23 protein-coding genes are annotated in these 25,007 nt (G+C 53.0%); 12 read left to right on the top strand and 11 right to left on the bottom strand.

What is annotated here, in order from left to right:
• Positions 1-50: 50 nt before the first annotated feature.
• Positions 51-1,013: a phosphotransferase enzyme family protein gene (locus P0X86_RS02255; RefSeq protein WP_277747667.1), complete on the top strand. Its 963-nt coding sequence runs from the start codon at positions 51-53 to the stop codon at positions 1,011-1,013.
• 24 nt (positions 1,014-1,037) lie between these two features.
• The gene (locus P0X86_RS02250) at positions 1,038-1,547 is read left to right on the top strand and encodes a hypothetical protein (protein WP_277747666.1); all 510 of its coding nucleotides are present in this window, start codon (positions 1,038-1,040) and stop codon (positions 1,545-1,547) included.
• Between the two features lie 133 nt (positions 1,548-1,680).
• Here P0X86_RS02250 and P0X86_RS02245 read toward each other — a convergent pair whose 3' ends face one another.
• Positions 1,681-2,787: a GIY-YIG nuclease family protein gene (locus P0X86_RS02245; RefSeq protein ID WP_277747665.1), complete on the bottom strand. Its 1,107-nt coding sequence runs from the start codon at positions 2,785-2,787 to the stop codon at positions 1,681-1,683.
• Between the two features lie 184 nt (positions 2,788-2,971).
• On the bottom strand, positions 2,972-3,838 hold the full coding sequence (locus tag P0X86_RS02240) for an AraC family transcriptional regulator (protein ID WP_277747664.1): 867 nt from the start codon (positions 3,836-3,838) through the stop codon (positions 2,972-2,974).
• 125 nt (positions 3,839-3,963) lie between these two features.
• Here P0X86_RS02240 and P0X86_RS02235 point away from each other — a divergent pair, with 125 nt between their 5' ends.
• From P0X86_RS02235 to P0X86_RS02195, 9 genes are all read left to right on the top strand, one after another.
• Positions 3,964-5,253: a Gfo/Idh/MocA family oxidoreductase gene (locus tag P0X86_RS02235; RefSeq protein ID WP_213580049.1), complete on the top strand. Its 1,290-nt coding sequence runs from the start codon at positions 3,964-3,966 to the stop codon at positions 5,251-5,253.
• A gap of 113 nt (positions 5,254-5,366) precedes the next feature.
• On the top strand, positions 5,367-7,184 hold the full coding sequence (locus P0X86_RS02230) for a cache domain-containing sensor histidine kinase (RefSeq protein ID WP_277747663.1): 1,818 nt from the start codon (positions 5,367-5,369) through the stop codon (positions 7,182-7,184).
• The gene (locus tag P0X86_RS02225; RefSeq protein ID WP_277747662.1) at positions 7,159-7,290 is read left to right on the top strand and encodes a response regulator; all 132 of its coding nucleotides are present in this window, start codon (positions 7,159-7,161) and stop codon (positions 7,288-7,290) included. Before P0X86_RS02230 ends, P0X86_RS02225 begins: the two co-directional genes overlap by 26 nt.
• A complete protein-coding gene (locus tag P0X86_RS02220) occupies positions 7,269-8,756 on the top strand; it encodes a helix-turn-helix domain-containing protein (RefSeq protein ID WP_277748984.1) in 1,488 nt (495 codons plus the stop codon). The genes P0X86_RS02225 and P0X86_RS02220 overlap by 22 nt, the downstream gene beginning before the upstream one ends.
• A gap of 122 nt (positions 8,757-8,878) precedes the next feature.
• Positions 8,879-9,793, top strand: a complete 915-nt coding sequence (locus tag P0X86_RS02215) for a carbohydrate ABC transporter permease (protein WP_009595490.1) — start codon at positions 8,879-8,881, stop codon at positions 9,791-9,793.
• Positions 9,794-9,798: 5 nt separating this feature from the next.
• Positions 9,799-10,638: a carbohydrate ABC transporter permease gene (locus P0X86_RS02210; protein ID WP_012818681.1), complete on the top strand. Its 840-nt coding sequence runs from the start codon at positions 9,799-9,801 to the stop codon at positions 10,636-10,638.
• A 74-nt stretch (positions 10,639-10,712) separates the two neighbouring features.
• Positions 10,713-12,029, top strand: a complete 1,317-nt coding sequence (locus P0X86_RS02205) for an ABC transporter substrate-binding protein (RefSeq protein WP_213580046.1) — start codon at positions 10,713-10,715, stop codon at positions 12,027-12,029.
• A gap of 22 nt (positions 12,030-12,051) precedes the next feature.
• A complete protein-coding gene (locus P0X86_RS02200; RefSeq protein WP_277747661.1) occupies positions 12,052-13,698 on the top strand; it encodes an MGH1-like glycoside hydrolase domain-containing protein in 1,647 nt (548 codons plus the stop codon).
• Between the two features lie 23 nt (positions 13,699-13,721).
• The gene (locus P0X86_RS02195) at positions 13,722-14,633 is read left to right on the top strand and encodes a glycoside hydrolase family 43 protein (protein ID WP_096774760.1); all 912 of its coding nucleotides are present in this window, start codon (positions 13,722-13,724) and stop codon (positions 14,631-14,633) included.
• Positions 14,634-14,783: 150 nt separating this feature from the next.
• Here the strand turns inward: P0X86_RS02195 and P0X86_RS02190 are convergent, their stop codons facing one another.
• The gene (locus P0X86_RS02190) at positions 14,784-15,803 is read right to left on the bottom strand and encodes a Gfo/Idh/MocA family protein (RefSeq protein ID WP_012818677.1); all 1,020 of its coding nucleotides are present in this window, start codon (positions 15,801-15,803) and stop codon (positions 14,784-14,786) included.
• Between the two features lie 26 nt (positions 15,804-15,829).
• The gene (locus P0X86_RS02185) at positions 15,830-16,603 is read right to left on the bottom strand and encodes a sugar phosphate isomerase/epimerase family protein (protein WP_096774761.1); all 774 of its coding nucleotides are present in this window, start codon (positions 16,601-16,603) and stop codon (positions 15,830-15,832) included.
• Between the two features lie 139 nt (positions 16,604-16,742).
• On the opposite strand from P0X86_RS02185, the gene P0X86_RS02180 reads away from it, so the two are divergent.
• Complete coding sequence (locus tag P0X86_RS02180) at positions 16,743-17,570, top strand: helix-turn-helix domain-containing protein (protein WP_071222296.1); 828 nt, start codon at positions 16,743-16,745, stop codon at positions 17,568-17,570.
• A gap of 72 nt (positions 17,571-17,642) precedes the next feature.
• On the opposite strand, the gene P0X86_RS02175 is transcribed toward P0X86_RS02180, so the two are convergent.
• The 7 genes from P0X86_RS02175 to P0X86_RS02145 form a co-directional block, all read right to left on the bottom strand.
• A complete protein-coding gene (locus P0X86_RS02175) occupies positions 17,643-18,566 on the bottom strand; it encodes a copper amine oxidase N-terminal domain-containing protein (protein ID WP_255250558.1) in 924 nt (307 codons plus the stop codon).
• Between the two features lie 166 nt (positions 18,567-18,732).
• The gene (locus P0X86_RS02170; protein ID WP_255250545.1) at positions 18,733-19,197 is read right to left on the bottom strand and encodes a hypothetical protein; all 465 of its coding nucleotides are present in this window, start codon (positions 19,195-19,197) and stop codon (positions 18,733-18,735) included.
• Positions 19,198-19,440: 243 nt separating this feature from the next.
• Positions 19,441-20,316, bottom strand: coding sequence for an arylamine N-acetyltransferase (locus tag P0X86_RS02165; protein WP_277747660.1), 876 nt, complete (start codon positions 20,314-20,316; stop codon positions 19,441-19,443).
• A 145-nt stretch (positions 20,317-20,461) separates the two neighbouring features.
• Positions 20,462-21,526, bottom strand: coding sequence for a bifunctional transcriptional activator/DNA repair enzyme AdaA (locus tag P0X86_RS02160; RefSeq protein ID WP_277747659.1), 1,065 nt, complete (start codon positions 21,524-21,526; stop codon positions 20,462-20,464).
• Positions 21,527-21,778: 252 nt separating this feature from the next.
• Positions 21,779-22,648, bottom strand: coding sequence for a carbohydrate ABC transporter permease (locus P0X86_RS02155; RefSeq protein WP_012818671.1), 870 nt, complete (start codon positions 22,646-22,648; stop codon positions 21,779-21,781).
• A gap of 18 nt (positions 22,649-22,666) precedes the next feature.
• Positions 22,667-23,542, bottom strand: coding sequence for a carbohydrate ABC transporter permease (locus P0X86_RS02150; RefSeq protein ID WP_009595489.1), 876 nt, complete (start codon positions 23,540-23,542; stop codon positions 22,667-22,669).
• 45 nt (positions 23,543-23,587) lie between these two features.
• Entirely contained in the window at positions 23,588-24,913 is a 1,326-nt protein-coding gene (locus P0X86_RS02145) for an extracellular solute-binding protein (RefSeq protein ID WP_009595478.1), read from the bottom strand.
• Positions 24,914-25,007: the final 94 nt, after the last annotated feature.

The raw sequence follows: 25,007 nt of genomic DNA, 5'->3' as shown, positions 1-25,007 counted from the left end.
GGTATGTAAGCATGAGCATCATATCGAGAATACGATAAAGGGGACTTTCCATGGAACAGGCTGTCTTGGATCAAGGGGCCGAACGATTCGGCCGAGGTTCTTATTCGCTGAAGTTACTTGGGGGATTCGATCAGAATGTATTTGAATACAACGGTGAAGACGGACGACGCTTCATTATGAAATTCCTGGACGCGTCCAAATACCGCAAAGCCTCGATCATTCGCGAGCTGACGTGGATGGCCTATCTCGCCGAGCAGGGTCTGAACATGGCGGTGTCCATTCGATCTGCTCAGGATCTTCTTATTGAAGAGGTAACCCATGAATCCAAGCGATACCATGTCATTGCCTTTACGAAGGCTCCCGGCAGCCCGTTAACGGATGTAACATCGGATTTTGCGATAATCAAGCAGTGGGGACGCGGGATGGGCCGTATGCATAAGCTCGGCAAAAAGGACGCCACCGCTTCCTCACTCGTGCATCGAATGGCGTTTCCCCAGTGGAATGATCATGTGATTTTTACCGATGCGTTCCCGGAGGCTGCAGGTGAAAGAGTCCATACGCAGTGGACGCAGTATCTTAAGGAATTGGAGTCCCTCCCGCAGGATGAGGAAGGCTACGGCATCGTCCACAATGACCTCCACCATCACAACTTTCACGTACATAACGGGGAGATCATCTTTTTCGATTTCGGGGATGTCTCGTACCATTGGTTCGCCTACGATATCGCCATCGCCATCTATCATGCGGTTCAGACGGTTTCGGAAAACCGGAAAGCCGAGTTTGTGGCCCGATTCTTCGACTCGTTCTTGTCCGGCTATCTTCAAGAGAATACGCTGAGCGAGGAATGGATCCAGCGGATCCCGTTGTTCATCGACTTTCGTAATATCTACTCCTATGCCTACTTCGCCAAATTCGTAAATTGGAATGAGATGGATGAACGCACCCGGAAATATCTGTTATCGATGAAAGCGGATATTGAGGCAGGCAAATCCGTTGTAAAGCTGTCTATTTAATAAGAGAAGGAAGATTGCTCTGCCATGAAACCTAAATCCAAACATCTCCGCCGGCTCGGGTATTGGAGCCTGGGGCTGCTCCTCTCGTCCATCCTTCTATGCCTGCTGTTCCTTCGCCCCACGCCCATCAAGGTGGGTGGATTTACGTCCTCTGCGGATGAAAATACCATGATCTTCGAGGTGATGAATAAGGGATTCGCCGATGTGAAGCTGCTGGATGTGCGGGTGAACGATGGCATGAAGCCCGCCAAGGCCGAACTGGGCGTCAGTTATTCCCTTCATCTGGTCGGCGGCGAAGGCCTTGATGAAGATCCCGATATCGAATTCGTCGATATTCGGGAGGTGCCGTTAAAGCCCGAGCTCATGCCGGACGAGAAGAGAGCCGCCCTCGATCAAGGTTCGCGGATTCCGCTTAATTACGGCATCCGTCTTTATAACAATCAGCCCATCACGCAGATTGAAGTGAAATATAAGTATGGATGGATCACTTTTACGAGAGAGATGCCGATGGGGCGATTTTTCAATAAACCTTAATCATCATCGATATGTTGCTGATAGCTTTCCTATGATACAATCTCCGCCCAGCGGGATAACGTCTTCTCAAAAATAAGATTGGAGATTTATGGACGATAAAAACCGGGCTGCAGCAGCCCGGTTCATGATCCAACTAAGATGACACAACATAATGATTCATAAAATCCCCCAGTGCAGCCTCCATATCAGGCTCCCCACCGTCTTCGAGCCATGAATCCTGAAGAACAAGATAGCGGCAGGCGCTGCTCTGCAAATAGCTGTAGATGATTTGTGCAGCATTGATATCTTGCCGGGTAACCTCAGTAGATTCGCATTCCAAATCACTCGTGAAATAGCTGAGAATCAAGGCTTTGACCCTCAGCCTCAACGTTTCAATGTCCGCCGTGGTAGCCACAGAGCATCGCTCGCTGTGCAGCACAACGTTCCCCTTTATCAGGAATAACTTGATCGTATCTTCGTTTAAATACTCGTAGACAACGATGCTGTGTTTCTCTTCGGCGAACTCGATCACATGCCGTTTACTTAAGAGCAAGTTCACCGCCTCCATGCCGTCCCTGTATTTTGCAGCCTGCTCAAAATCGAAACGCTCTGCGGCGCCCAGCATGGTTCGCTCCATTTCATCATATAAACGTCGGTCGTCCCCTTGAAGCAGAGCTATGAATCGATCCATGATTTCATCAAATTGCCGCGCGGTTTCGCCGCCAAGACACTTGCCAAGACAGAGGCCAATCGAATAATTCAAGCAGGGAGTATTTGCCGAAGAAGCGGCAGGTGCATGATTGCAGGCGATTTTACAGCATTCCTTAACCTTCTGCACTGCATGTTCAAGACTATGTCTGCTGGCTGTATAGGGGCCGAAACAACGAGACGGTTCGTGACTGCCTTCATCCAGTGTATCCGTAAATTCCAGCCATCGCCAATCTCGTTTTTGCCGCAATACGATATAACTATAACCTAGCGGATTTTTCATCTTGCGGTTATACATCGGCTTTATGTCCTGAATGAGCCTGCATTCCAGCATGAACGCCTCAAACTCCGTGTCGGTGACGATATGCTCCAGGTCTTTGACATGCTGAACCAGCCTCTTCACTTTTGGGGAGTGCGATTTATTGTTGTAAAAATACGATTGTACTCTCTTCTTGAGACTTTTGGATTTGCCAACGTAAATGACCGTTCCCCGCGAATCTCTCATGAGATATACGCCCGGCGACAGCGGCAGCTCTTGTATTTTTGTTTTCATTTTGACTGTCGATCCTCTCAACGAATCTATTAAACATGGCGTTTTCGTCACTTCCAAGATACCATAAACACACCAAAAAGCACCACATTCACGGGCTGATTCAACTCGCTGAACGTGGTGCCTATCATTTCAATACAGCTTTTTCTAGTAAACCTGAAAGAAAAAAGACATAGCCATAATCCCTCTAGCTTCGCATTCGATTCTGCTGCCGGTATGCCCTCGGCGACTGCTGAACCGTCCGCTTGAACATCTTCCCGAAATGAGAGAAGTTGCTAAAGCCCGATCGCCAGGCGATATCCGTGATGGAATCATCGCTCTCCCGCAGGAGACGCTGCGCTTCCTTGACCCGAAGCAGGTTGAGATAATCACTGAAGGTAAATCCCGTCGTCTGCTTGAACAGCCGGCTGAGATAGTGGGGGCTGATCCGGAACGCCTCCGCTACCTCGGGCAGCGTTAAGGCCTGCCGGTAATTGTCGTTAAGATACCGGACGACCGCCTGGGTCTTCGGATGAAGGACCGGCTCCGTATCGGCCGAACGGACCGTGCCCAGATGCCGGCTGCGGTAGGCAAAGAGCAGCAATTCGACCGTTCGGTGCCGAAGCAGCCAGCTGCTTCCGGCTTGAGGATGGATCATCTCATTCACCATGTCGCCGACCATTCGCTCCACCGCTTCACTCGCTGGCGAAGGAAGTCTTAGAATCGGAACATCCCAACCGAACGGCTCCTTCAGCCCCTCGGCCAGTTCAGGCGGTACGGTCAAATCCGCGAACAATTCCGGGCTTAAGTAGAGGACAAGGCGATCATGGTCGGGCCGCCCGCTGTCCAGCGTCTTATGAACGGCATTTCGGTCCACGAAGACAAGATCTCCGGCTCGAACCCGGTAAGAACGGTCCTTGATGAAGTAGATCCGCTCGCCCGATAACAGGTAATACAGCTCGTAATGATCGTGAAGATGGTCAACCGTCATCGAGAAATATCCAATACGGCGGTCATATTCAATGTCCAAATATCCGGTGGGATCATGGTAATCCGCTCGAAACGGCTTCGTCATGTCGCTGCCCCCTTTTCTTGGATTATAGCAAAATATGCGGCATTTGAAAGCGATTACGCATAAAATGCGGCGAAAGCAGTGCTCCCTTGTTATAGGCTAGAGTTATATTCAAGGAGGCGATAGAGATGAGTGACAAGAAACGCTATGTATTGGTCGGTACCGGCGGCCGCGCCGAATTTTTTTATGGCGCCCTGGCCCAAAACTTCCGCGACAAATCCGAGCTTGCTGCCTTTTGCGATATCAATCAAACCCGCATGAATTACGCGAATCAGCTGCTGCGGGAAAAATATAAATACGCCGAGGTGCCTACCTACCCCGCGGACCAATTCGACCGGATGATCGAGAACGAGAAGCCCGACTTCGTCATCGTGACCAGCATCGACCGGACCCATCACAAGTATATTATCCGCGCGATGGAGCTTGGATGCGATGTCGTGACCGAGAAGCCGATGACGATCGACGAGGAAAAATGCCAGGCCATCCTGGATGCAGCCAAGCGGACCGGACAGAACATCAGGGTTACCTTCAACTACCGTTACGCCCCCCACCATACCAAGGTACGGGAATTGATCATGAACGATACCATCGGCCAGGTGACCTCGGTTCATTTCGAATGGCTGCTGAATACCCGCCACGGCGCGGACTACTTCCGGCGCTGGCACCGGGACAAGCGGAACAGCGGCGGATTGCTCGTTCATAAATCCACCCATCACTTCGACCTGGTCAACTTCTGGATCGGTTCCCATCCTGAAACCGTTTTCGCATTCGGCGATCTCATGTATTATGGTAGAGAGAATGCCGAAGCGCGGGGCGTTACGCAATTCTATACTCGCGCGACCGGCAACAAGGTTGCGAAAGAGGACCCTTTTGCGCTCCATCTGGATTCCGATGCGCATCTCAAAGCCATGTACCTGGATGCCGAGCCGGAGGACGGCTACCAGCGGGACCAAAGCGTATTCGGGGACGGCATCAACATTGAAGATACGATGGGCGTCCTCGTGCGATATCAGAACAAGGCCATTTTAACGTATTCGCTGGTCGCCTATCAGCCGTGGGAAGGCTATCGCATCGCCATCAACGGCACCAAAGGCCGGATCGAGATGAACATCGTCGAACAATCCTACGTCAATTCACTGGGCGACAAGAGCCTGGAAGGCGCGTTAATCGGGAAAACGCTGCGGGTGCTTCCGATGTTCGATGCCCCGTACGAGGTTCACGTCGAGGAGCAGCAGGGCGGACATGGCGGGGGCGACCCGGTGCTGCTGAATGATCTGTTCGGGGAACCGGTGGAAGATCCTTATGCCCGCGCGGCCAACCATATCGATGGGGCGAGATCCATACTGACAGGAATTGCAGCCAACCGCGCCATCGCCACCGGCATGCCTGTACGAATCGGTAATTTGGTTCGTTTCTAAGCCGTACACGGCTGCTCCAAGCATTTTTCCTTCAAAGGCTGCGTATTTTGCGCAGCCTTTTTTCACATGTCGCAGACCGCCTAGAAATCCGCTTTTCGAAAAGGAGGAAATGGATGTTCTTCTCATTAAAAAGCCGTTTGATCGCCTTTATCGTCGCACTCTTCGTCCTCTCTTTCGGCACGCTCTCCTTCCTGCTGTTTACGGAATCGCGCACCGTGATCCGCTCCTACATCGAATCCTCGGCCCTTGAAAAGATGGAGGAATACGGTTCCTACGTGGATATGGTCCAGATGCAGATTTATGACGTCGCTTCCCTGGTCTTTAACAGTGACACGGCCAAGAACTGGGATAACGCCATCGGCGATCCGCTGCTGCCCGAAGGGGAGAAAATGCTGGCCAATCTTGCGATGAGCCGATTTCTGACCCAAGCGACCAACAGCTACACCAGTATCTCCGACGTATCCATCTACCGGCGCAGCGGGCTTCGGGTCGGCGGCGAGAACCAAGTCGAAACCGACCCTGCCTTTTTGCGGGAATCGTGGTACACGAACTTCTTCGCGTCCGGAGACCGCTGGCTGCCAGCGCATACGGACCAGCATGAACGCGTCCGGGATCACGGCAATCCCGTTGTCAGCCTGCTGATGCCCATCGGAACCTTCCATCATGCCACGGCGCAAAACGTGATGAAGGTTAACGTCAGCGAGTCTTATTTTCTGGAGCCGCTCACCCGGATCCATTTGGCCAAGAACAGCACGATTTTTCTGTTGAACGAGCAGGGAAGCCCGATTCTATCCCAGCAGGCGCATGAACTCGGCGCCGGAGCCCTATCGGAGATCGATCGCATTCGAAACGGCCCGCTGAAATCGGGCGTCGTCTATCTGACCAACGATGAGGGGCAGCGGGACATTCTGGTTTACAAGAAACTGGGGCGCACCGGCTGGATGCTGGCCGGCCTGGCGCCGGAGAAGGAGCTGTACTCCTCTCTTCACAAGCTTCAGAGCACGATTCTGGTGGTCACGGTCGTTCTGATCGTGGTCTCCCTGTTTGCCGCCGCATGGCTCTCCTATGGCGTCACCAAGCCTTTAACGCGTCTGGTGCTGGCGATGAGGCAGGTGCAGCGCGGAGCCTTCGACCAGGCCGAGTCCGTTCTGCCTCCTGACAAAAACGTAAAGAGCGAGGTCAGTTACGTCATCTCCACCTTCCGCTATATGATCAGCCGTCTCCGGCAGCATATCCAGAACGAATTCGAACTGAAGCTGCTCCGCCAGCAGGCGGAATATAAAGCGCTGCTCATGCAGATCAATCCCCACTTCATGTTTAACACCCTGGAGCTGGTGAGCAGTCTTGCCATGCAGCGCCGGACGGACGATACCGTGCAGGTGATCGAGGACCTGGGCAAAATGATGCGCTTCTCCATGAATACCAGCGACGACCGGGTCCCCCTAACCGAAGAACTGGCCTATGTCCGCCACTATATCTCCATTCTGCAAACCCGCTTCGGGCATAAACTCGACATCTCCATCCACGAGGAAGGCCGGCTGGATTCGCTGGTGATGATCAAGTTCATTCTGCAGCCGCTGATCGAGAATGCGGTCAAATACAGCTTTCAGCATCAAACCACGGCACAGGTGGACATCCAAATCAGCAGGCAGGACAACCGCCTGTTTCTCCGCGTCGCGGATAACGGTCCCGGCATGCCCTCCGAGATCATCCGCAAGCTCCAGGATCCCGCGGCGGCCTCCCAATTGGAGCCGATCCTCCGAAGCGAGAGCTGGCACATTGGACTCGGCAACGTAATTGCTCGCTGCCGCTTGCATTACGGCGACTTATTTGCCGTTCATATTCGGAACGGGAGCGAAGCCGGCACATGCATCGAACTGATTCTACCGGTACAGGAGGAATATCATGTACAACGTATTGATCGCAGATGACGAGATCGAGGTTCGCGAAGGGCTGAAGCTGAAAGTCGACTGGGAAAGCATGGGCTTTGCCATTTCGGGGAGGCCGGGAACGGCCTGGAAGCTGAAGAGCTCTTGAAATCCCATTCGTATGACCTGCTCATTACCGACATGAACATGCCTGTCATGGACGGCGTCCAGCTGCTGGACGTTTGCCGGAGCCACAATCCGACCATCCAGATCATCATCATTACAGGATACGAGGATTTTCAATACGCCAGAGCGGGCGTCCGCAGCCAGGCCATGGACTACTTGTTGAAGCCCGTTGCCCGGGACGACCTGAAATCCGCCTTAAGCAAAATCAAACACGAATTGGATAAGAACCGCAAGGTACGGGACGACTCGGAAATGCTGCAGTGGCGGTTATCCCAGTATTACAAAGAAATGAAGGAACGCTTCCTGCTGGATCTCGTGCGCGGCAACCGCCTGCCCCCCGCCTCCATGCCGGAACGGATTCGACTGTTTCATTTGGAGGATTGGCAGGATGGCCGCGTATGCTTCATCACCGCGGGCATGAGGGAATCCGGCATGCAGAAAGCACCCGCAGGCCGAGCGCCCGAGCAGCTCCGCCTTCCGTTTCAAATGGTCTGCCATGAAATCGCCGAGTCTTATCCGGGCGGCGTTCAAGTGTTTCATGATGCAGCTCATCCCGGTATCATGCATTTCATTGCGCTTGACGGCATTCAGCGTGCATTCGCGGATAAACTCGCCGCGCAGGCATCCTCGTATTTAACCGTGGAGGTGCAGGTAGGATTAGGGCTGCCCGTGTCGGGACTTGAGCGCTGGAAAGAGGGTTATATCCACTCCCTCCTGGCCTGGAATCTGGCAGGACGCCAGAACGGACCGGATCAGGCACCCGTAACCGACCAAAGTCCGTTGCTGCCGGACGAAACAAGCCGCGCGCTTCATCGCTGCCTGATCCGGGGCGAATTAGAATCCTTCCGCAGCATCATCCGGAGGGAGCTGGGCGAGTCATTCCGGCTATCGCCTGCCCGCTTGGTACGGAGCCTTTTTCAAATCACGCTGATTATGGAATCCGCCGCTTTCGACAACATACGGCATTCACGGGGAGCGGGGCCTTTATGGATTTCACCCGAATGGGTTTTATGGCTGGAGACCCCGGAGCAGGCGGAACGCCTGCTGATGCAGTGGGCACAGGATTTTGTTGACAACCTCCCAGAATCCGGAGACGGAGATGCTACCCTGATTGAATCCGCCAAGCGGTATATCGAGGAAAATTATATGCAGGAATTATCGCTGACCTCGCTGGCCGAGCAGTATAACTACCACCCTACCTACTTCTCGGAAATGTTCAAGGAAGGGGCTGGGGTCTCGTTCATCCAGTACGTTACGGAGGTTCGGATGAAACACGCCGTACGCCTGCTGCAGGAGACCCGATTGACGGTATGGGACATAGCCGAGCTGACGGGTTTCTCTTCACCCGGCTATTTCAGCTCCAAATTCAAAAAAATGTTCAATCAAAGCCCTTCCGAGTTCCGACTGTCGCGATCCGAAAAAATCGAACACGATGATCCGAAGAAATGAGATTCCGCCCTCTCTCCTCCCCCGGTATGATGTGTTTACCGGGCGCACCGACATACCGATTGTAAGCGCTTCAGGCCGTCAGGTAACCGCCCCTGCTCATTCATCCTGAAGGGAGGCACATTATGAGAAAGCTGTCCAAGCCCTTATACGGCCAGCAGAATAAGACAGCCTACTTGTTTCTTCTGCCTTGGCTCATCGGCTTCTTCTGTCTGACGCTGGGGCCGATGATCGCATCGCTGTACTTGTCCATGACCAAATTCAACCTGCTGTCATCGCCGACTTGGACGGGACTCAGCAACTATGTCCAGATTTTTACCGAAGACGATACGTTTCAACGATCCTTGTGGCTAACGTTCTACTATGTGTTCTTGTCCGTGCCGCTGAGACTTGCGTTCGCGCTGCTGATCGCCATGGCCTTGAACAAGGGCATCCGCGGACTCGGCATTTACCGGACCGTTTATTACATCCCCTCTCTATTGGGAGGCAGCGTTGCCATTGCCATCGTCTGGCGCCAAATCTTTGACGGCAGCGGGCTGGTCAATCAGTTCCTCGGCTGGTTCGGCATCACGGGCCCCTCGTGGATCGCCCACCCCGACTATGTGGTGTATACGATTATCACGCTGTCCGTCTGGCAGTTCGGATCGGCCATGGTCATCTTCCTTGCCGGTCTGAAACAGATTCCGACTGATTTATATGAAGCATCCGGCGTAGACGGTGCCGGAAAGATCCGTCAATTCTTCGGCATCACGCTGCCGATGCTGTCACCCGTTATCTTTTTCAATCTGATCATGAGCATGATCAATTCGTTCCAAGCCTTCACGCCGGCCTACGTCATCGGAGACGGGCGGGGAGGACCGCTCGACGCCACGATGTTCTACACCTTGTACCTGTATCTGAAAGGCTTCTCGTTCTTCGATATGGGTTATGCCTCGGCACTGGCATGGATCATGCTGGTCATCATCGGGGTGTTCACCGGGATCGTTTTTCTTACATCAAAATTCTGGGTCTTCTACGGGGATAACCAGGAAGGGAGGTAATGGATATGCCGCTTAAGCGACAACTGGTTCAAGCCGGGAGGCATGCCGCCATTATCCTCCTCGGCCTGCTCATGCTGTATCCGGTGCTGTGGCTCGTCTTCAGCTCGTTTAAACCGAATCATCTTATCTTCACCAACAGCAGCCTCATTCCGACTGCCTTCACGCTGGATCATTACGTGAACGGCTGGAGCGGGCTCCAGGGCATTTCCTTCGGCCGATTCTTCGGCAACTCCGTGCTGATCTCGGTCATGAGCGTCATCGGGAACATCGTCTCCTGTTCCCTGGCAGCCTACGCCTTCTCCCGATTGAAGTTCAAATTCAAAGGCCTGTGGTTCAGCATCATGCTGGTGACGATTATGCTGCCTTACCACGTAACGCTCGTGCCTCAATACATTCTGTATAACGAGCTTCATTGGATCAATACGTATTTCCCGCTCATCCTGCCCAAATGGCTGGCGCATGACTCTTTCTTCATTCTGCTGATGGTTCAGTTCATCCGCGGCATTCCGCGGGAGCTGGACGAGAGCGCGACCATCGACGGCTGCGGACAATCGCAGATCTTCTTCCGCATCGTGGTGCCGCTTCTCGTCCCTGCGCTGATTACGACGGCCATCTTCACCTTCATCTGGAGCTGGGACGACTTCTTCAGCCAGATGATTTATTTAAGCAAGATTGATTTGTTCACCGTACAGCTGGGGATCCGATCCCTGTTCGATCCTTCGGGGCAATCGGATTGGGGGGCGCTGCTCGCCATGTCCACGCTATCGCTGCTGCCTGTGACGATCATTTTTCTGGTGTTTCAACGGTATTTTCTCGAAGGCATTGCCACGACCGGCCTGAAGTAGCCTCAGAAGCTGCCTGCCGACGTGCGAGGGCGTGCTGCAAATGAACCAATTATGATTAGACTGGGGGATTATCCATGTTGAAGAAATGTTTCGTTGGCATGTTGGCTTCGCTCCTATTATTCGTCACCGCCTGTTCCGGAACGGATCACACGGGAGAAGGCGGGAATGCGGACGCAGGGGCCGAGCCGAGCGGCCAAGTCGAGCTGCGCATGATGTGGTGGGGCGACCAGAAACGGGCCGATATTACGAACGAAGCCCTGAAGGTGTTCCAGAACAAACATCCGAACATCAAAATCGTCGGCGAATTCTCGCCTTCCTCCGGATATTTCGATAAGCTGAACACCCAGCTCGCTTCCGGCACCGCGCCGGATATCTTCTTCCTGGGCGGAAACGTCGTGGACTATGCCAAAAAAGATGTGCTGCTGAACCTGGATCCGTATGTCGGCAGCGAACTGAAGCTGGACGGCATGGATGCCACCATGGTGGAATACGGCCGCCTGGATGGGAAGCTGCAGCATATTTCGGCCGGCGCAAACGCCCGGGGAATCGTCATCAACAAGGCACTGTTCGAAAAGGCAGGCATTCCTCTGCCGGAGCAGGATTGGGATTGGGAGGACTTTGCCGCCATCAGCAAAGAATTGTCCGATAAGCTTGGCGACGGCGTATACGGTACCTATAATTTCACCGTCGACGGAATGGATATCTTTCTGAAGCAGCGCGGAAAACAGCTGTATGATATGGAGAACGGAAAGCTCGGCTTCGCGAAGGAAGACATTCAGGAATGGTTCGAGTATTGGGAACAGGCTTCGAAGGCCGGCGGTGTCGTTACGCCTGAACTTCAGGTGTCCAATCCGCACGATGATACCAGCAAATCCTTGTTGATTACGGGTAAAGCCGCCATGAGCCTCCTCCCTTCCAATCAGTTGGCCGCATTCCAGAGCCTGACGGAAGATCCGCTCATCCTCCATCCGGTACCTAGAGGTCCGAAGGGTACGGGCGTGGTATTCGAGTCCAGCCAAGGACTATCCGGATATGCCAACACCAAGCATCCGAAGGAAGTCGCCACGCTCATGGACTTCTGGATCAACGATCCCGAAGCGGCCAAAATCCTCGGCAACGACCGCGGCGTGCCGGTGACGGAAGCCAACCGCAACCTTCTCCAGGAGGAAGCGGGTCCTGTGGAAGAGATTGTGTACAATTATACGAGCCTCGTATCGGAAGCCACGAAGACCGAGCCTTTTGACGTGAGTTATAATCCGCCGGGATTCGCCGAGTTCTCCAAGCTGGCCCAGACGACGACCCAGGAGATCGGTTTCGGCCGGAAAAACGTCGAGCAGGCCGTTGCGGACTTCTACAACGGCACCGTGCGCATATTTGAATCGAATCAATAACAAAGCTTTCAAGGAGGCGGACATGACAGAAGCTATGCTGGACCGGCTGCGGCGGATTTCGATACCGGATCGGGTGCAGCCGGGCAAACCGGAAGACCGGAGGCTGCTGCAGGAGTGGCAGGCGACAGGCGTCCGATTCGCGGCATCGGGAGGACGGCTGGAAACGGCTTATTATACCGCGCTGGAGAAGCTGCTGGCCTGCATCGTGCCGATGAACGGCACCGATCCGATTCTGCAGGAGGGCGGTATCTATCTCGGCTGCTGGCTGGAGAGCACCGGCACCATCAACGCGGAACTGCTATCGCGACTGATCCCTTCGGTCTCGGAAACAACCTACCTCGCCTTTGCCGATCAGCAAAGAGAGGATGGGCTGCTCCCTTATAAACTGACGGAGAAGGGCGCTTCATTCCGCCAGATCCAGCTCGTCACGCCGCTGGCGCGCTGCGTCTGGAACCACTATGAGCTTCATGGAAGGGGTCTCTCCTTCCTGAAGACCATGTACCAAGCCATGTCGCGTTACGACGATTGGATCGCGCGTTACCGCAACACCCGGGGGACCGGCTGCGTGGAGGCTTTCAGTACCTTTGATACCGGGCATGATCTGTCGCCCAGGTTCTGGCATGTTCCGGACACGCCTTATAGGAACGATGCCGCAGCCTTCCACCCGGACTCCCCGGTTCTGCCTTTCCTGGCACCGGATTTGACGGCCAACATCTACTGCCAGCGCATGTATTTGGCCCGCATGGCCGAAGAGCTCGGCGAATCCGGAGCCGATTGGAGGACCAAAGCCGAAGCCAGCCTGGACAGCCTCTTCCGTTACTGTTATGACGAAGACGATCAATTCTTCTATGACCGGGATCGGAACGACGAGCTGGTCCGGGTCCAATCCGACGTGCTGCTGCGCGTGATGGCCTGCGAGGTGGGCGACGACGAGCTGTTTGGCAACATGCTGCGGCGGTATTTGCTGAATACCGGCAAATTCTTCGCCAAATATCCGTTTACGTCCATGGCGATGGACGATCCGCGGTTCGATCCGTCCTCCTCTTATAACAGCTGGGGCGGGCCGTCCAATTTCCTGAGCTTGATCCGGGCGCCGCATGCCTTTGAACATCACCACCGCTATGTCGAGCTGACCTGGGTGCTGCAGCCGATTCTGTCCGCCTTGTCCAAGGCGAAGCGCTTCCCGCAAACCTTGAGCCCTTGGACAGGTGCAGAGGGCTTTACCGAGGCGTATTCCCCCTCCATTCTGTGCCTGCTGGATTACGTGGAACGGCTCTGCGGCATCATGCCGATCGGATCGGATCGCCTGTGGTTTACGGGATTGCTTCCGGTCGATATGGACCATGGGGAAGAAGTCGCCGGCAACACGGCCTATAGCCGAACCGTGAACGGGCTGCACTACGAACTGGTGAATACCCCGGACAACGTCACCGTATACCGGGAAGGCCGCGTTCATATTCAAGGGCCCGCCGGGATTCGGCTGGTCACGGACCGCAGCGGACAATTGGATGGCGTGATCGGCATGAGCGCGCGAACCATTGAAGGCGAGCTCCGCTATCAAGGCACATCCATTCCGATCCGGATCAAAGGCAATGAAATGCAGCAGTATTCAGACGGAGATTTGAAGACGGAGAGGGATATCGGCATCATCTATCCTAGCTATCGTTAATTGAAGGAGGTGAACGCTTAAGCGTGAAAATTGCAGACATTCAGCTTCGGGACCCCTACGTACTGCCTGACCCGACACAGCGAATATACTACATGTACGGCAGCACCGACAAAAATATATGGAAGGAAGGAAACGGCTTCGATGTCTATATCAGTCGGGATCTAATCGATTGGGAAGGCCCTTATCCGGTCTTTCGCAAACCGGACGATTTCTTCGCGGACGTGAACTTCTGGGCGCCCGAGGTCTACTATTACCATGGGCGTTACATCATGTTTGCCACCTTCCGCCGAAAAGATAACGATCTGCTGGGCATTGCGGTGCTGTCGGCTGAGCAGCCGACAGGGCCCTTCTCCCTCTATAGCGATGGGCCCGTGACCCCTGTCGACTGGAGTTCCCTGGATGGTACGCTGCATATCGACGAAACGGACCGGCCGTGGATGGTGTTCTGCCACGAGTGGCAGCAGGTCGGCGACGGCGAGATTTGCGCCATGCGCCTGAGTCCCGATCTCACGGAGGCCGCCTCGGAGCCCGTGACCCTGTTCCGAGCCTCTGAAGCCGCTTGGGCCACGCCGTTCCACTCGCCCCGCTTTCCCGGATCGGGCAATTATGTGACGGACGGCCCGTTTCTTTTTCGGACAACATCGGGGAGTCTGCTCCTATTATGGGCCAGCTTTGTGGATGGCCGATACGCGCTCGGCGTTGCCAAGTCGCCAACCGGCAAGCTGACGGGTCCCTGGCTTCAAGAGCCCGAACCCTTATATTCCAGCGACGGCGGGCACGGCATGGTGTTCCGTACCTGGAACGGCCAGCTGATGCTGACCGTGCATACCCCGAACCGCACGCCGGATGAACGGCCGATCTTCATCCCCGTCGCGGAAGATGGTGATAGCATCAAGGTGGATAGGATGTATCGGACAACACGTATGCCCAAGTAAAATCCCTATACAAAAAGGCCGCTCTCCATGAAGATGGCAGAGCGGTCTTTTAATAGTTTTTTTGCATTCCTAAGCTAAGCTATGCTTTGCTTTGATTTGCAGTACAAACAAAAGGAAGCCGTACGCATACGGCCTCCCTCTACTCATTTATTACAGCTTCACGATTTTACCGGTCTCTTGGGATTCGAATGCACCCAGGATCACGTTCAAAGAACGAAGTCCTTCCTCACCGGAAATGCTAGGCGGCGTGTTCGTGAGAATGGATTCGACGAAAGCGTCGATGACGCCGCTCGGTACCTGTTTCTCATTGGTTGCCATGGCGCCAACCTTGTAGGTTTCAACCGTACCGTCGGTCAGTTCAACAACCACCTCATCGCCGTTAACGGTACCGATCTTCATGGCACCCTTCTCGCACCACAGCACCGTTCCGTTATCGCCGGATCTGTAATGCGTCCAGCTTGCCATCAACGTGCCCACGGCCCCGCTCTTCATGCGAACGATGCAAGTCGCGTTGTCGTCCACATCGGTTCCTTCTTTATGGACCGTTCCGATGAAACCTGCCACTTCCACGATTTCATCGTTCAGCAGGTAACGGATAAAGTCGGATTTGTGCACGCCGAGATCGCCCATGGCGCCCATAATCGCTTCTTCCTTGCGGAAGAACCAGCTGTCGCGTCCATCCAGGCTCCAGCTCTCCGGACCGCCGTGGCCGAAGGAAGTGCGGAAGGTAAGCACTTTGCCGAGCTTGCCGGAATCCAGAATTTCCTTCGCTTTTACGTGCGGAGGCATGAGGCGCTGATTGTGGCCTACCATCAGGTACACCCCGTTCTTGCGGGCGGCCTCGATCATTTGCTCTCCCTCTTCAGCCGTCGTAGCCATCGGCTTCTCCACCAGCACATGAAGGCCGGCATTTGCAGCCGCGATGCTCATCGGAGCATGCAGATAGTTCGGCGTACATACGCTAACGGCGTCCAGCTTCTCGTTCTTCAGCAGTTCTTGGTAGTCTGCGTAGGCTTTACCGCCATACTGGGCTGCCATCTCTTCGGCGCGTTCCTTCACCGGATCGGCAAAAGCAACCAGCTCCACGTTAGCATTGTTCGCGTATTCAGGAATATGTCTGCGCTGGGCGATCGCGCCGCAGCCAAACACTGCCACTTTAATTTTGCTCATTGATAGTCTCCTTTTTTGCTTATAGATTAAAATTGGTTCAGGTAGTTCTGCTTCAGCCAGTTCATGCTGTTCTCCACGCTTTGCAGCGGCGGATTCTGACATACGTCCTGCTCCACGATCAGCCATTCCGTGCCTGCATCGGATGCAGCCTGAATGACGCCCGGCAGGTTAACCGAGCCTTGGCTCAGCTCCAGCGTCTTCATGTTGCCATCCGCATCCTTGCTGAAGTCTTTCAGGTGAAGCAGCGGAAGACGTCCGGCGTATTTCGGAATGTAAGTGAGCGGATCTTGTCCGGCGAATTGTACCCAGCATACGTCCATCTCCACTTGCACGGCTTCCGGCGTCGTTGCGGAATACATCGCATCAAAAACGAACTGGCCATCAACCTCGGATTCGAATTCGAATGCATGGTTATGGTAACCAAAGATCAGTCCCTGCTTGCGGGCTTCGGCCCCGACTTCCTCCAGGAAGGAGAAGAGGTTCTTCCAATCCTCGGCATCTTTACGATCTTCTTCGGCTACGTATGGACACATCATATATTTAGCGCCAATGGTTTTCAGGTAATCAATTTCCTTCTGCAGGTCTGCACGAAGCAGATGCAGGCCCACGTGACTGCCGATCGCTTTCAGGCCAAGCTCTTGAAGAAGCGTTTTCATTTCCTCGGCCGGAATGTCTCCATAACCTGCGAATTCCACGCCTTCATAACCCAATTCAGCAACTTTGCGGAGCGTACCGCGGAAATCCTGTGCCGTTTCATCGCGCAGCGTATACATTTGCAAACCAATGTTCATTCTTCTCATTATAGCGCACCTCGATTCCAAAAATGAGTTACTGCTCTATCTGCTACTATCATACATGCAAATAGGCTAAAATGAACATAAACAATATTGCTGCAACATGAACTATCTGCTTATATTTTTACTGGGGGTTGTTACCATTATGGAAGCTAGGCTGCTCATCTGCGACTATTCCTATCACTTTCAGCAATTCAGCAACAGCCATCGGGGCGGCTTGACAACCTATCTGTTCCGACTCCAAACCGAGGGCTCCTGCGAAATCTACTGCAACGGCATCGAGCACCATGTGCAGGCAGGCGACCTGCTGCTGCTGAAGCCCGGAGATGAATACGAGCTGCGGGTGAAGGAAGACGGCGAGGATGGCCGCGTGTCCAGCGGGGATTATTTTATATTCTGCGACGGCTCCTGGATTGATGATTGGTGGAACCGCATCCCCCGCCCTGTCGTCAGTCACGTCGGGCTCGACGATTATTTGCTGGGATTGTGGAGACAGATGCTGCTGGAGAAGCGGCGCGGCCTTGAAGGGGAAATCGGGGAATTGACCGACTACCTGCTGCGCAGTCTCTGCCTCTGCCTGGACCGCGCCATTACCGAGATCAAGCCTACCGATCGCCTTGCCTTCACTGCCCTGCGGCTGAAGCGATTCGTGGAGGAGCATGCCACCCTAACCTTCAAGCTGGAGGAGGCTGCTTCCCATGTCGGGCTCAGCTTATCCCGGGCGGTTAAACTGTTCAAGGAGTATTACGGAAAAACCATGATCCAGTACGCCCTCGAGATCAGGCTGAACGCAGCCGTCGAGCGCATCAAATACAGCACGATGACGCTGGAGGAAATCGCGGAAACCTGCGGCTTCGCCAGCTACTCCTACTTTCACCGGGTATTCCGGGCCAACTATGGCGTATCCCCGGTCAAATTCCGGGAAACGGCAACGGTTCCGGCAAGGCCGGGGCAGGAGAAGAGCCCCCGCTGATTTTTTTCTACTATAATATAAAGAAGCAACCCATGCTCCTCCTTAAAGGCAGGGGCTAGGCTGCTTTGTACTTTAGTAACTCGAAATATTCTCCAAAATGCCATTATAGAAGTAGAGATAATGGTCTGAGCCATACGAGGATTCATAGACCCACATGTCGGTCGTTCCCCATGAGTAGATATCTTCATAGTGACGATCATATAATCCCCATGACAGATAAACCATCTCGGTCGTCATTCCTGTGCTGATTACGGATTCCCTGATTTTTTTCCAATATTTCTCCGGAAAATGAAATTGCTTATACGGACTAGTTGTCATGAAGCCGGATTCAAAATCGTAGGCATCCAGTTCGGCATAATAGGTCCTGCCGTTATGTGTAAAATAAACGTTCAACCAATCGCCAAGAACGCCGTCGCGTTTGATCTTGGTTATTTTCACCTGGGCCAGATTGCCGACGCCGTTTGCTATGCTTCCCTGGGCATTATTGATTATCATGTTGTGCTTAAAAATCCACGCTGTCTTTCCAATATATTTATGATGCGATTCGTAAAGATCGTTTACCGGCACTGTGACTTTATGTGTTTCGCTTTGGAGCGTCACGTTCTTCAAGTAGTCATGCAGCAAATCATAATCTGCCGAAACTTTGATTTTGAAGGCATCTTTCAGCAGCTGGACCGGAATCATGAGTTTGCCCTCGACCAACTGGACAGGCGCAGTATAAGACGTGGCAACGCCGTTGATTTTCACGTATTTTGAATTCTTTTTTGCGACCACCTTCATCGTACCCTTCCAGATGGAAACTTGCCCGGTTTTGTTATTCATTTCAAAATTGATATCCAATGCCTTGGTTACAGCTGCCGCCGGAACCATCGTGTTATTCTTGAGAATCACGCCCTCTTCTTTTAGCTTTGAAGCTGTGATGTTCCCCGAACTTGCTGCGGTGCCAACCCCCGGCAAACTGCACAGGGCAATCAAGAAAACCAGAAAAAACAACATCTTTCTCACAGAATAATCCTCCAGTATATGTATAATCTTTCCTCCAAGATGAATCCGGAATATTATAACATGTTTCGACAACATATATAGGTAATTTGAACCAAATTAAAATAGCCCCGGTTTCCCGGAGCCAGCTATTCCTATATCCGAACCCTCATATCTTCATTCATAGCATCGCAGCCCCAGCGGCGGCAAAGACCAGCGCGAAATAAACGCCGACCCCTATCAGATGATTGCGATTCCACTCCCGCGGCTTGATCTCGATAATGTACGGGAGCAGCCACAGGAAGCTGGCGACAAACCATGCAGCGGAGGCCAATCCGATAAACAGCAGTTTCTTTCCTTGCTCGTATTGGAAGACAGGGTCCATCCCGTTAAAACGGATCAGGGAGCCGCTGGTCAAGGTACCGGAATAAGCCAAAACCATGAACACGGCCACGATCAAAAGCGTGCCGATGGCCTTGAGACCGTCCGAAGTCAGGAAATTCGGCCGTCTCCCCTTCTTTCCGGAAAAGCCGATCAAAAAGAATACAAACCCGACCAAAATGGCCACACCTGCTCCTGAAGCGACAACGCCCCCCGAAACGGCTGCCGCCAAAGCTAGAATCGGAATCATCATGTTCTCTTCCACTCACTCTCGTACCTGCTGAACCATGCGGTCTTAGCATAAAATTGTTGAACTCTTGATCCAACACGCTTTCGATGAACAGGAACCGATGTAACAAACGTCCCGTTTCAGAAACAGGCATCTTGAAACCAGATAGGGACATTCCAAATTATAGCATAGAGCTCCTGTATCCCGGGCTTACTTTATAGCTTATCGTCACCAGCAGGATGGAGGCGATAAGCCGTGTGCTTGGATAATAATGACAGGTTACTCCAGAGAATTGGTTAGACCGCTGCCCTTAAAAATATCAAATCCGAGTTCCTGAAGAACCTTCACGGCATCTTCAACAGGCAGTTTGGGGAGATGAAACTCCTGATCGATGACCTCTTGCAGCTCGCTGAGCCCGGATAGAATCCGCTTTTCCACCTTCCCGTCTGCATACCGGATACTCAGCACATTGTCGACCAGGGACAGCGAGCGCTGCTGATCCAATTGCCACAGCTGGCAGCGTAATGTAGAGGTGAAGAGATCATTAGGCTTGAAGTACTCTCTTATGGCAGGTTGGAAGTCATCGAATTGATACGTTTCCCTCGTATCGAATGACCAAACCAACTCTGTCAGCAGTCGGCCATCTACATACCGATAATAAGTATACGTTCCCGGTTCATCCCCCGAACGCAACCTCACTTCGATTCCAGCATACTCGGAAACTCGATCTGAATCGGTCTCCAAACGAACGGGTTCGAAAAAAGGTGCGGAGTTTCCACAATCCACGTACACTTCTTCGCTTTCGTTGGGCAGACGAACAAGCAATCCGACATGCCCTCCGCCCAGCAACGTATAACGGGTTTGGAAACCAAGCCGGTTCAACAGCTGATGGAGACTGCTGTTAATCATATAACAAGTGCCTCCCGCATTCAGCTGCCACAGCTGATCTACGAATCTCTTCTCATCCTGCTCCAATCTTCCTTTTTGATGATATTCTCGATACTGCAGCAACGTGGTAACGTTCTCGAACGGTACACGCTGATGATGTGCGGTGCAAATTTCAGTTAAATATTCCAATGAAGCTTCCCTTATCGGGACTTGAATATATTGCAAATAGTTATTTGCCCACTGAGGCAGTTGTCCTTGATTCTGCACAAAGTTCACGCTCCCTTTCTTCTGATGTAAGGTATGCTCTTTATTTTAAAGATTCTATATATCATTACGTCATACCAATGACTGCACGATTTATACAAAAATGGTCTTACCTATAGGTAAGACCATTTTCTACGACGAAAGTCCACTATTCATGAATGGTTCCGGCACTCATGGACTGCTCATGATGCAGCAACCACTGCTTTCGCGATAAGCCGCCGCCATATCCGCCGAGCTCACCGCTCGTATTGATCACGCGGTGGCATGGAATGACAATCGCAAGCTGATTGGCGCCATTCGCTTGGGCAACGGCACGATACGCGGTCGGTCTTCCCATCGCCGCTGCGATTTCGCCATACGAAGATGTTTGGCCGGGGGGAATCCGCAGCAATCGGCCCCACACTTCTTGTTGAAACGGCGAACCCCGCAAGAACAAGGGCGTCTTGAATTCCGTTAACTTCCCTTCAAAATACGCTGCGAGCTCCAGCTCGATCGAACGGATCGGAGCCGTATGGCCCGGAATGATCGCCGACTTGGTTCTCTGCCGGAGACGTTCAACCTCACGCTCCAGGCCCCGGCGGTCCACGAATTCGAGCAGATACAGCGCCTCTTCATCCGCGATGGCCATCATCGGCCCGAGACGCGTGTCGATCCATGAAGCTTTTAAAATGTTATGGTGCCCCGATCGGCTAGGCGCCGCGCCCATGATGCGGGAAAATGCATCCCTAAAACCGCTGCTCGACTCGTAGCCGGTCGACAGCTGCGCATCGATGACGGCATGCCCCTCCCGGATTTGCTTCAGGGCAAGTCCCATTCGCCGTGCCCGTGCGTATTCAACGAAGGTCATCCCGAACCGTTTCTTGAACTGGCGCCTTGCCGTTGAAGCATCGACGGACAGCTTCTGGAAATCCTGGTTGGTCCACCTTTTCTCCGGATTCTCCTCAACGGCTTCTACAAGCAGCCGGACCAGGTCCGATACCTGATTGGGGTGCGATAGCGGACGGCAGCGTTTGCAAGGCCTGAAGGATGCAAGCAGCGCTTCTTGAGCCGTCTCGTAAAATTCGCAGTTTTCCATCTTCGGTTTCCGGGCCGGGCATGTCGGGCGGCAGAACACCCCTGTAGTCTTCACGCCTACATAAAACACGCCTTCGTACTCCGATTTCTTTTCCAGCAGCGCCTGGTAATACTCCTGCTGATTGGCAGCCGATATCACTTGGGTTCCTCCCCGCTCTGATGTACTTTCTAAAGGGCCATACGCTTGTTGGCCTTAATCATCATGCTCTCTTGTTCTCGTGTTTCTATTATATTTCTTTTGCCGGCATGACGTGGCCGAAAAACGTGCACGAATATTTTCGAGAGGAAAAAGTGCCGACTCCGTGACCCTGATTGACCAATCATACGAAAAGCCCCTTCCGTTGACCGGAAGAGGCTATTTTCTTTCAAGAATATGAATTTCGCTTGAAGTTTAACCTTTAATGGATCCTGCCACCATGCCCTTCATGATCTGCTCCTGCAGGATCAGGTAGGCCACGATCGTCGGAATGACCGCGATCGCCATCGCTCCCATCGTCAGGCTGTAATCCGTACCGAAGCCGTCCGAGAACAGGGACAAGCTGAGCGGGAGCGTCTTCAATGCCTGCGTATTGATGAATACGAGGGCGAAAGAGAAATCATTCCAGAATCGGAGGAATGCCAGAATCGATATCGTTGCCACAATCGGCGTACAGAGCGGCAGAATCATTCGGCCGAAGATTCCCCACCAGCCGCTGCCGTCGATCATGGCCGCTTCTTCAATCTCTCTTGGAATGGATGACATGTACGCCATCGCCAGGAAGATCGCGATCGGCAGCTCAAACGCCGTATATGGCAGGATGAGTGCGCCGTACGTGTCGAGCAAGCCGATATTTTTCATCATAATGAACAGGGGCACCAGCGTACTATGGATCGGAATCAGCAGCCCCGTCGTAAACAATACGACCACCAGCTTTTTAAACCGAAACTGGAATCTGGACAGCACATACGCCGCCAGCACGCTGAGCAGGATGGTCAGCACGACGGCCGTAATCGTTACAACCGTCGAATTGATCATCGCTCGGCCCATATTTCCGAGCTCCCATGCCCGGAATAAATTCTCGGTCATCCACTCCTTCGGCAAGCCGTAAGGGTTGTTGAAGAAATCCTGGTTCGATTTAAACGCGCTCGTAAAAAGCCAGTACAAGGGATAGAGCGTAAGAATCGCATACACAATCAGCAGCAATTTTACGAATCCGGTTAACCCCTTCGTGATGACGCGTTTCCCTGAGGTACTTCCGGTCCCGGTCGTCTGTAAATTCACATCGCTCCCTCCTTCATGTTAACTTGACTTTCTGCGCGTTGCGAAATAGTTAAGCGCGATAAGAATGGCGCTGACGATCATGATCATCGTGGAAACGGCGGAGCCGTAACCGTAACGGTATACGCTGAACGTGCTGTTGTACATATAGGTAGCAAGAAGCTCGGTCGACTGCGCCGGTCCGCCGCCTGTCATCACGATGACATGGTCAAAAGCTTTCAGGCTTCCCGAGATACAGAGCACAATGGTTACGACCACCGTGCTCCAGACCATCGGCAGCGTGATTTGCATCAGCTTGTTCCAGCCGGTGGAGCCATCGATTTTGGCCGCATCGTGGATCTCTGGCGAAATATTTTGCAGCGCTGCGATAAAGATGACCAGATAAGGGCCAATGTTCGCCCAGTTAATCGGGATCGATATCGCCAGCATGTTGACCTTCGGATCGGACAGCCAAGCACGGGTCCATGACTCCAGGCCGAGCATCTCCAGCACATAGTTGGCAATCCCGAACTGCGGGTGGTAAATGTAACCCCAGATGAGACCGACAACCACCGTAGAGAGAACCATCGGCATGAAGACGGCGGACCGGATGAACCTGGAGAAGAACGAATTCTTGAACAATACGATAGCCAGAATCAACGCGATCGGAACCTGGCCGATAATGGACGATACGACCAGAATCAGGTTGTTTCGAAGCGCCCGCCAGAAGATCGGATCCTTGAACATCTCTCTATAATTGTCAAGGCCGATGAACGTGGCGTCTCCGAACCCTTTCCAACTGAAAAATCCGTAGTAAGCTGACCAAAAAACCGGAATGATGACAAATATCAGAAACAACAGAAGCGCAGGAAGAAGAGCTATGGCTATAAATCCTTTGCTTCTCATCGCTGTAGGCATGGCAGCCTCCTCCCTCCTAATCCTTATGCAGCGGGTAATCTATTCTTATGGAGTAGCGGATCGGGCTTGCGCATCCTGCAGCTTCTGGGCCACGCCTTCGACGGCACCGCCCATCATGATTTCCTGCAGGCCGTTGTTGATGACTTCAGCCGCTTCTGCAGACAGATAAGCATCGTATACCGGCGTAATGCCTGTGGATTTCACCAGGTTAAAGGCTTTGTAGTACAAGGAAGTAACTTTCGACTCATCGATTTCGGTATCGTACATGACCATGGAGTTGCTCTCGGCAATCGCTTTTTGCGCTTCCGGTCCACTCACGGCATAAATCAGTTCGAGCGCCAATTCTTTCGCTTTCCCTTCCGTTCTGCTGCTAAGGGCCAGACCGCCGCCAGCTCCGCCGGAGATGGTGTTAGCTTCGCCTTTGCCACCAGGGATCGCAGGCAGAGTCGTCACTTCAATATCCTTCATCTGCTCTTCGGAGGAAGAAGCCGCCAAGTTGGTGAGCGTCCACGCGCCGCTGATCATCATTGCTGCATTGCCTTGGATGAAATACTGCTCGGCTTGCGTGTTGTCGATGCTGTTGGCACCTTCTTGGAATGCTTTGTTGTCGACGAGCTCTTTGAAATAGCCAAGTGCTTCGATAAACTCAGGATCGGTGAATTTCGCGCCATCCTGTGCTGCCGCTTTTTTGAACCATTCGGTGCCGGTCACGCGGTCGGCAATCGATCCGATAATGGTGGATTGCGCAACCCACGGCGCTTTGTTTCCGAGGGCGATCGGCGTAATGCCGTTATCGTTGAACGTTTTAACCGCCGCCATCATTTCTTCCCAAGTCGTCGGAACTTTTACGTTATGTTTGTCAAACAACGCTTTGTTGTAGTAGAGAATCGATGTTGCGGACATGCCCAGTGGAGCGGAGTAAATCTGGCCGTCCTCGAACTCGTATGGATCAAATGCGCCCGGCAGGAATTTGTCCTTCCAATCGGAATGGGCGTCCAACACTTCCGTGATCGGTTGAAGCAGCTTCGCTTGATGAAGCTCGGCCGACTGACTTCCCGCATAAACGAAGAACACGTCCGGCATTTCATTCGCAGCCGCAACGGTGCTCAGACGCTGACGGTAACCGTCCGGCGGAATCGCTTGCGCGTCGAGCGTAACTTCAGGATGGTCCTGAGCAAATTGATCGATAAAACTTCGGACTGATTTCGCGCGCAGGTCGTCACCGGCAAAGTTATGCCAGATGGTCAGCTTGACCTTTTCTTGATCGCCTTCGTTCCCTCCGGCCTGCTCTTTGCTTTGCCCGCCTCCGCAAGCTGCAAGAACCAGTGTCATCATCAGCAGTACAAGACCTATTTTACGTTTTGGTCTCATGGTCAATCCCCCTTTTAATATACGAAAATGATGAAGCTTCAAGATGATTAGCCCAAGTATAAAAGAGGATGTAACGCTTACATAGGGGATATAA

It is taken from the genome of Paenibacillus sp. BR1-192, from assembly GCF_029542445.1.
In the GTDB taxonomy this organism is placed as follows: Bacteria; Bacillota; Bacilli; order Paenibacillales; family Paenibacillaceae; genus Paenibacillus_AQ; species Paenibacillus_AQ lautus_A.
The sequence above is the reverse complement of the archived record's forward strand: the minus strand, read 5'-3'. Positions and strand labels throughout refer to the sequence as shown.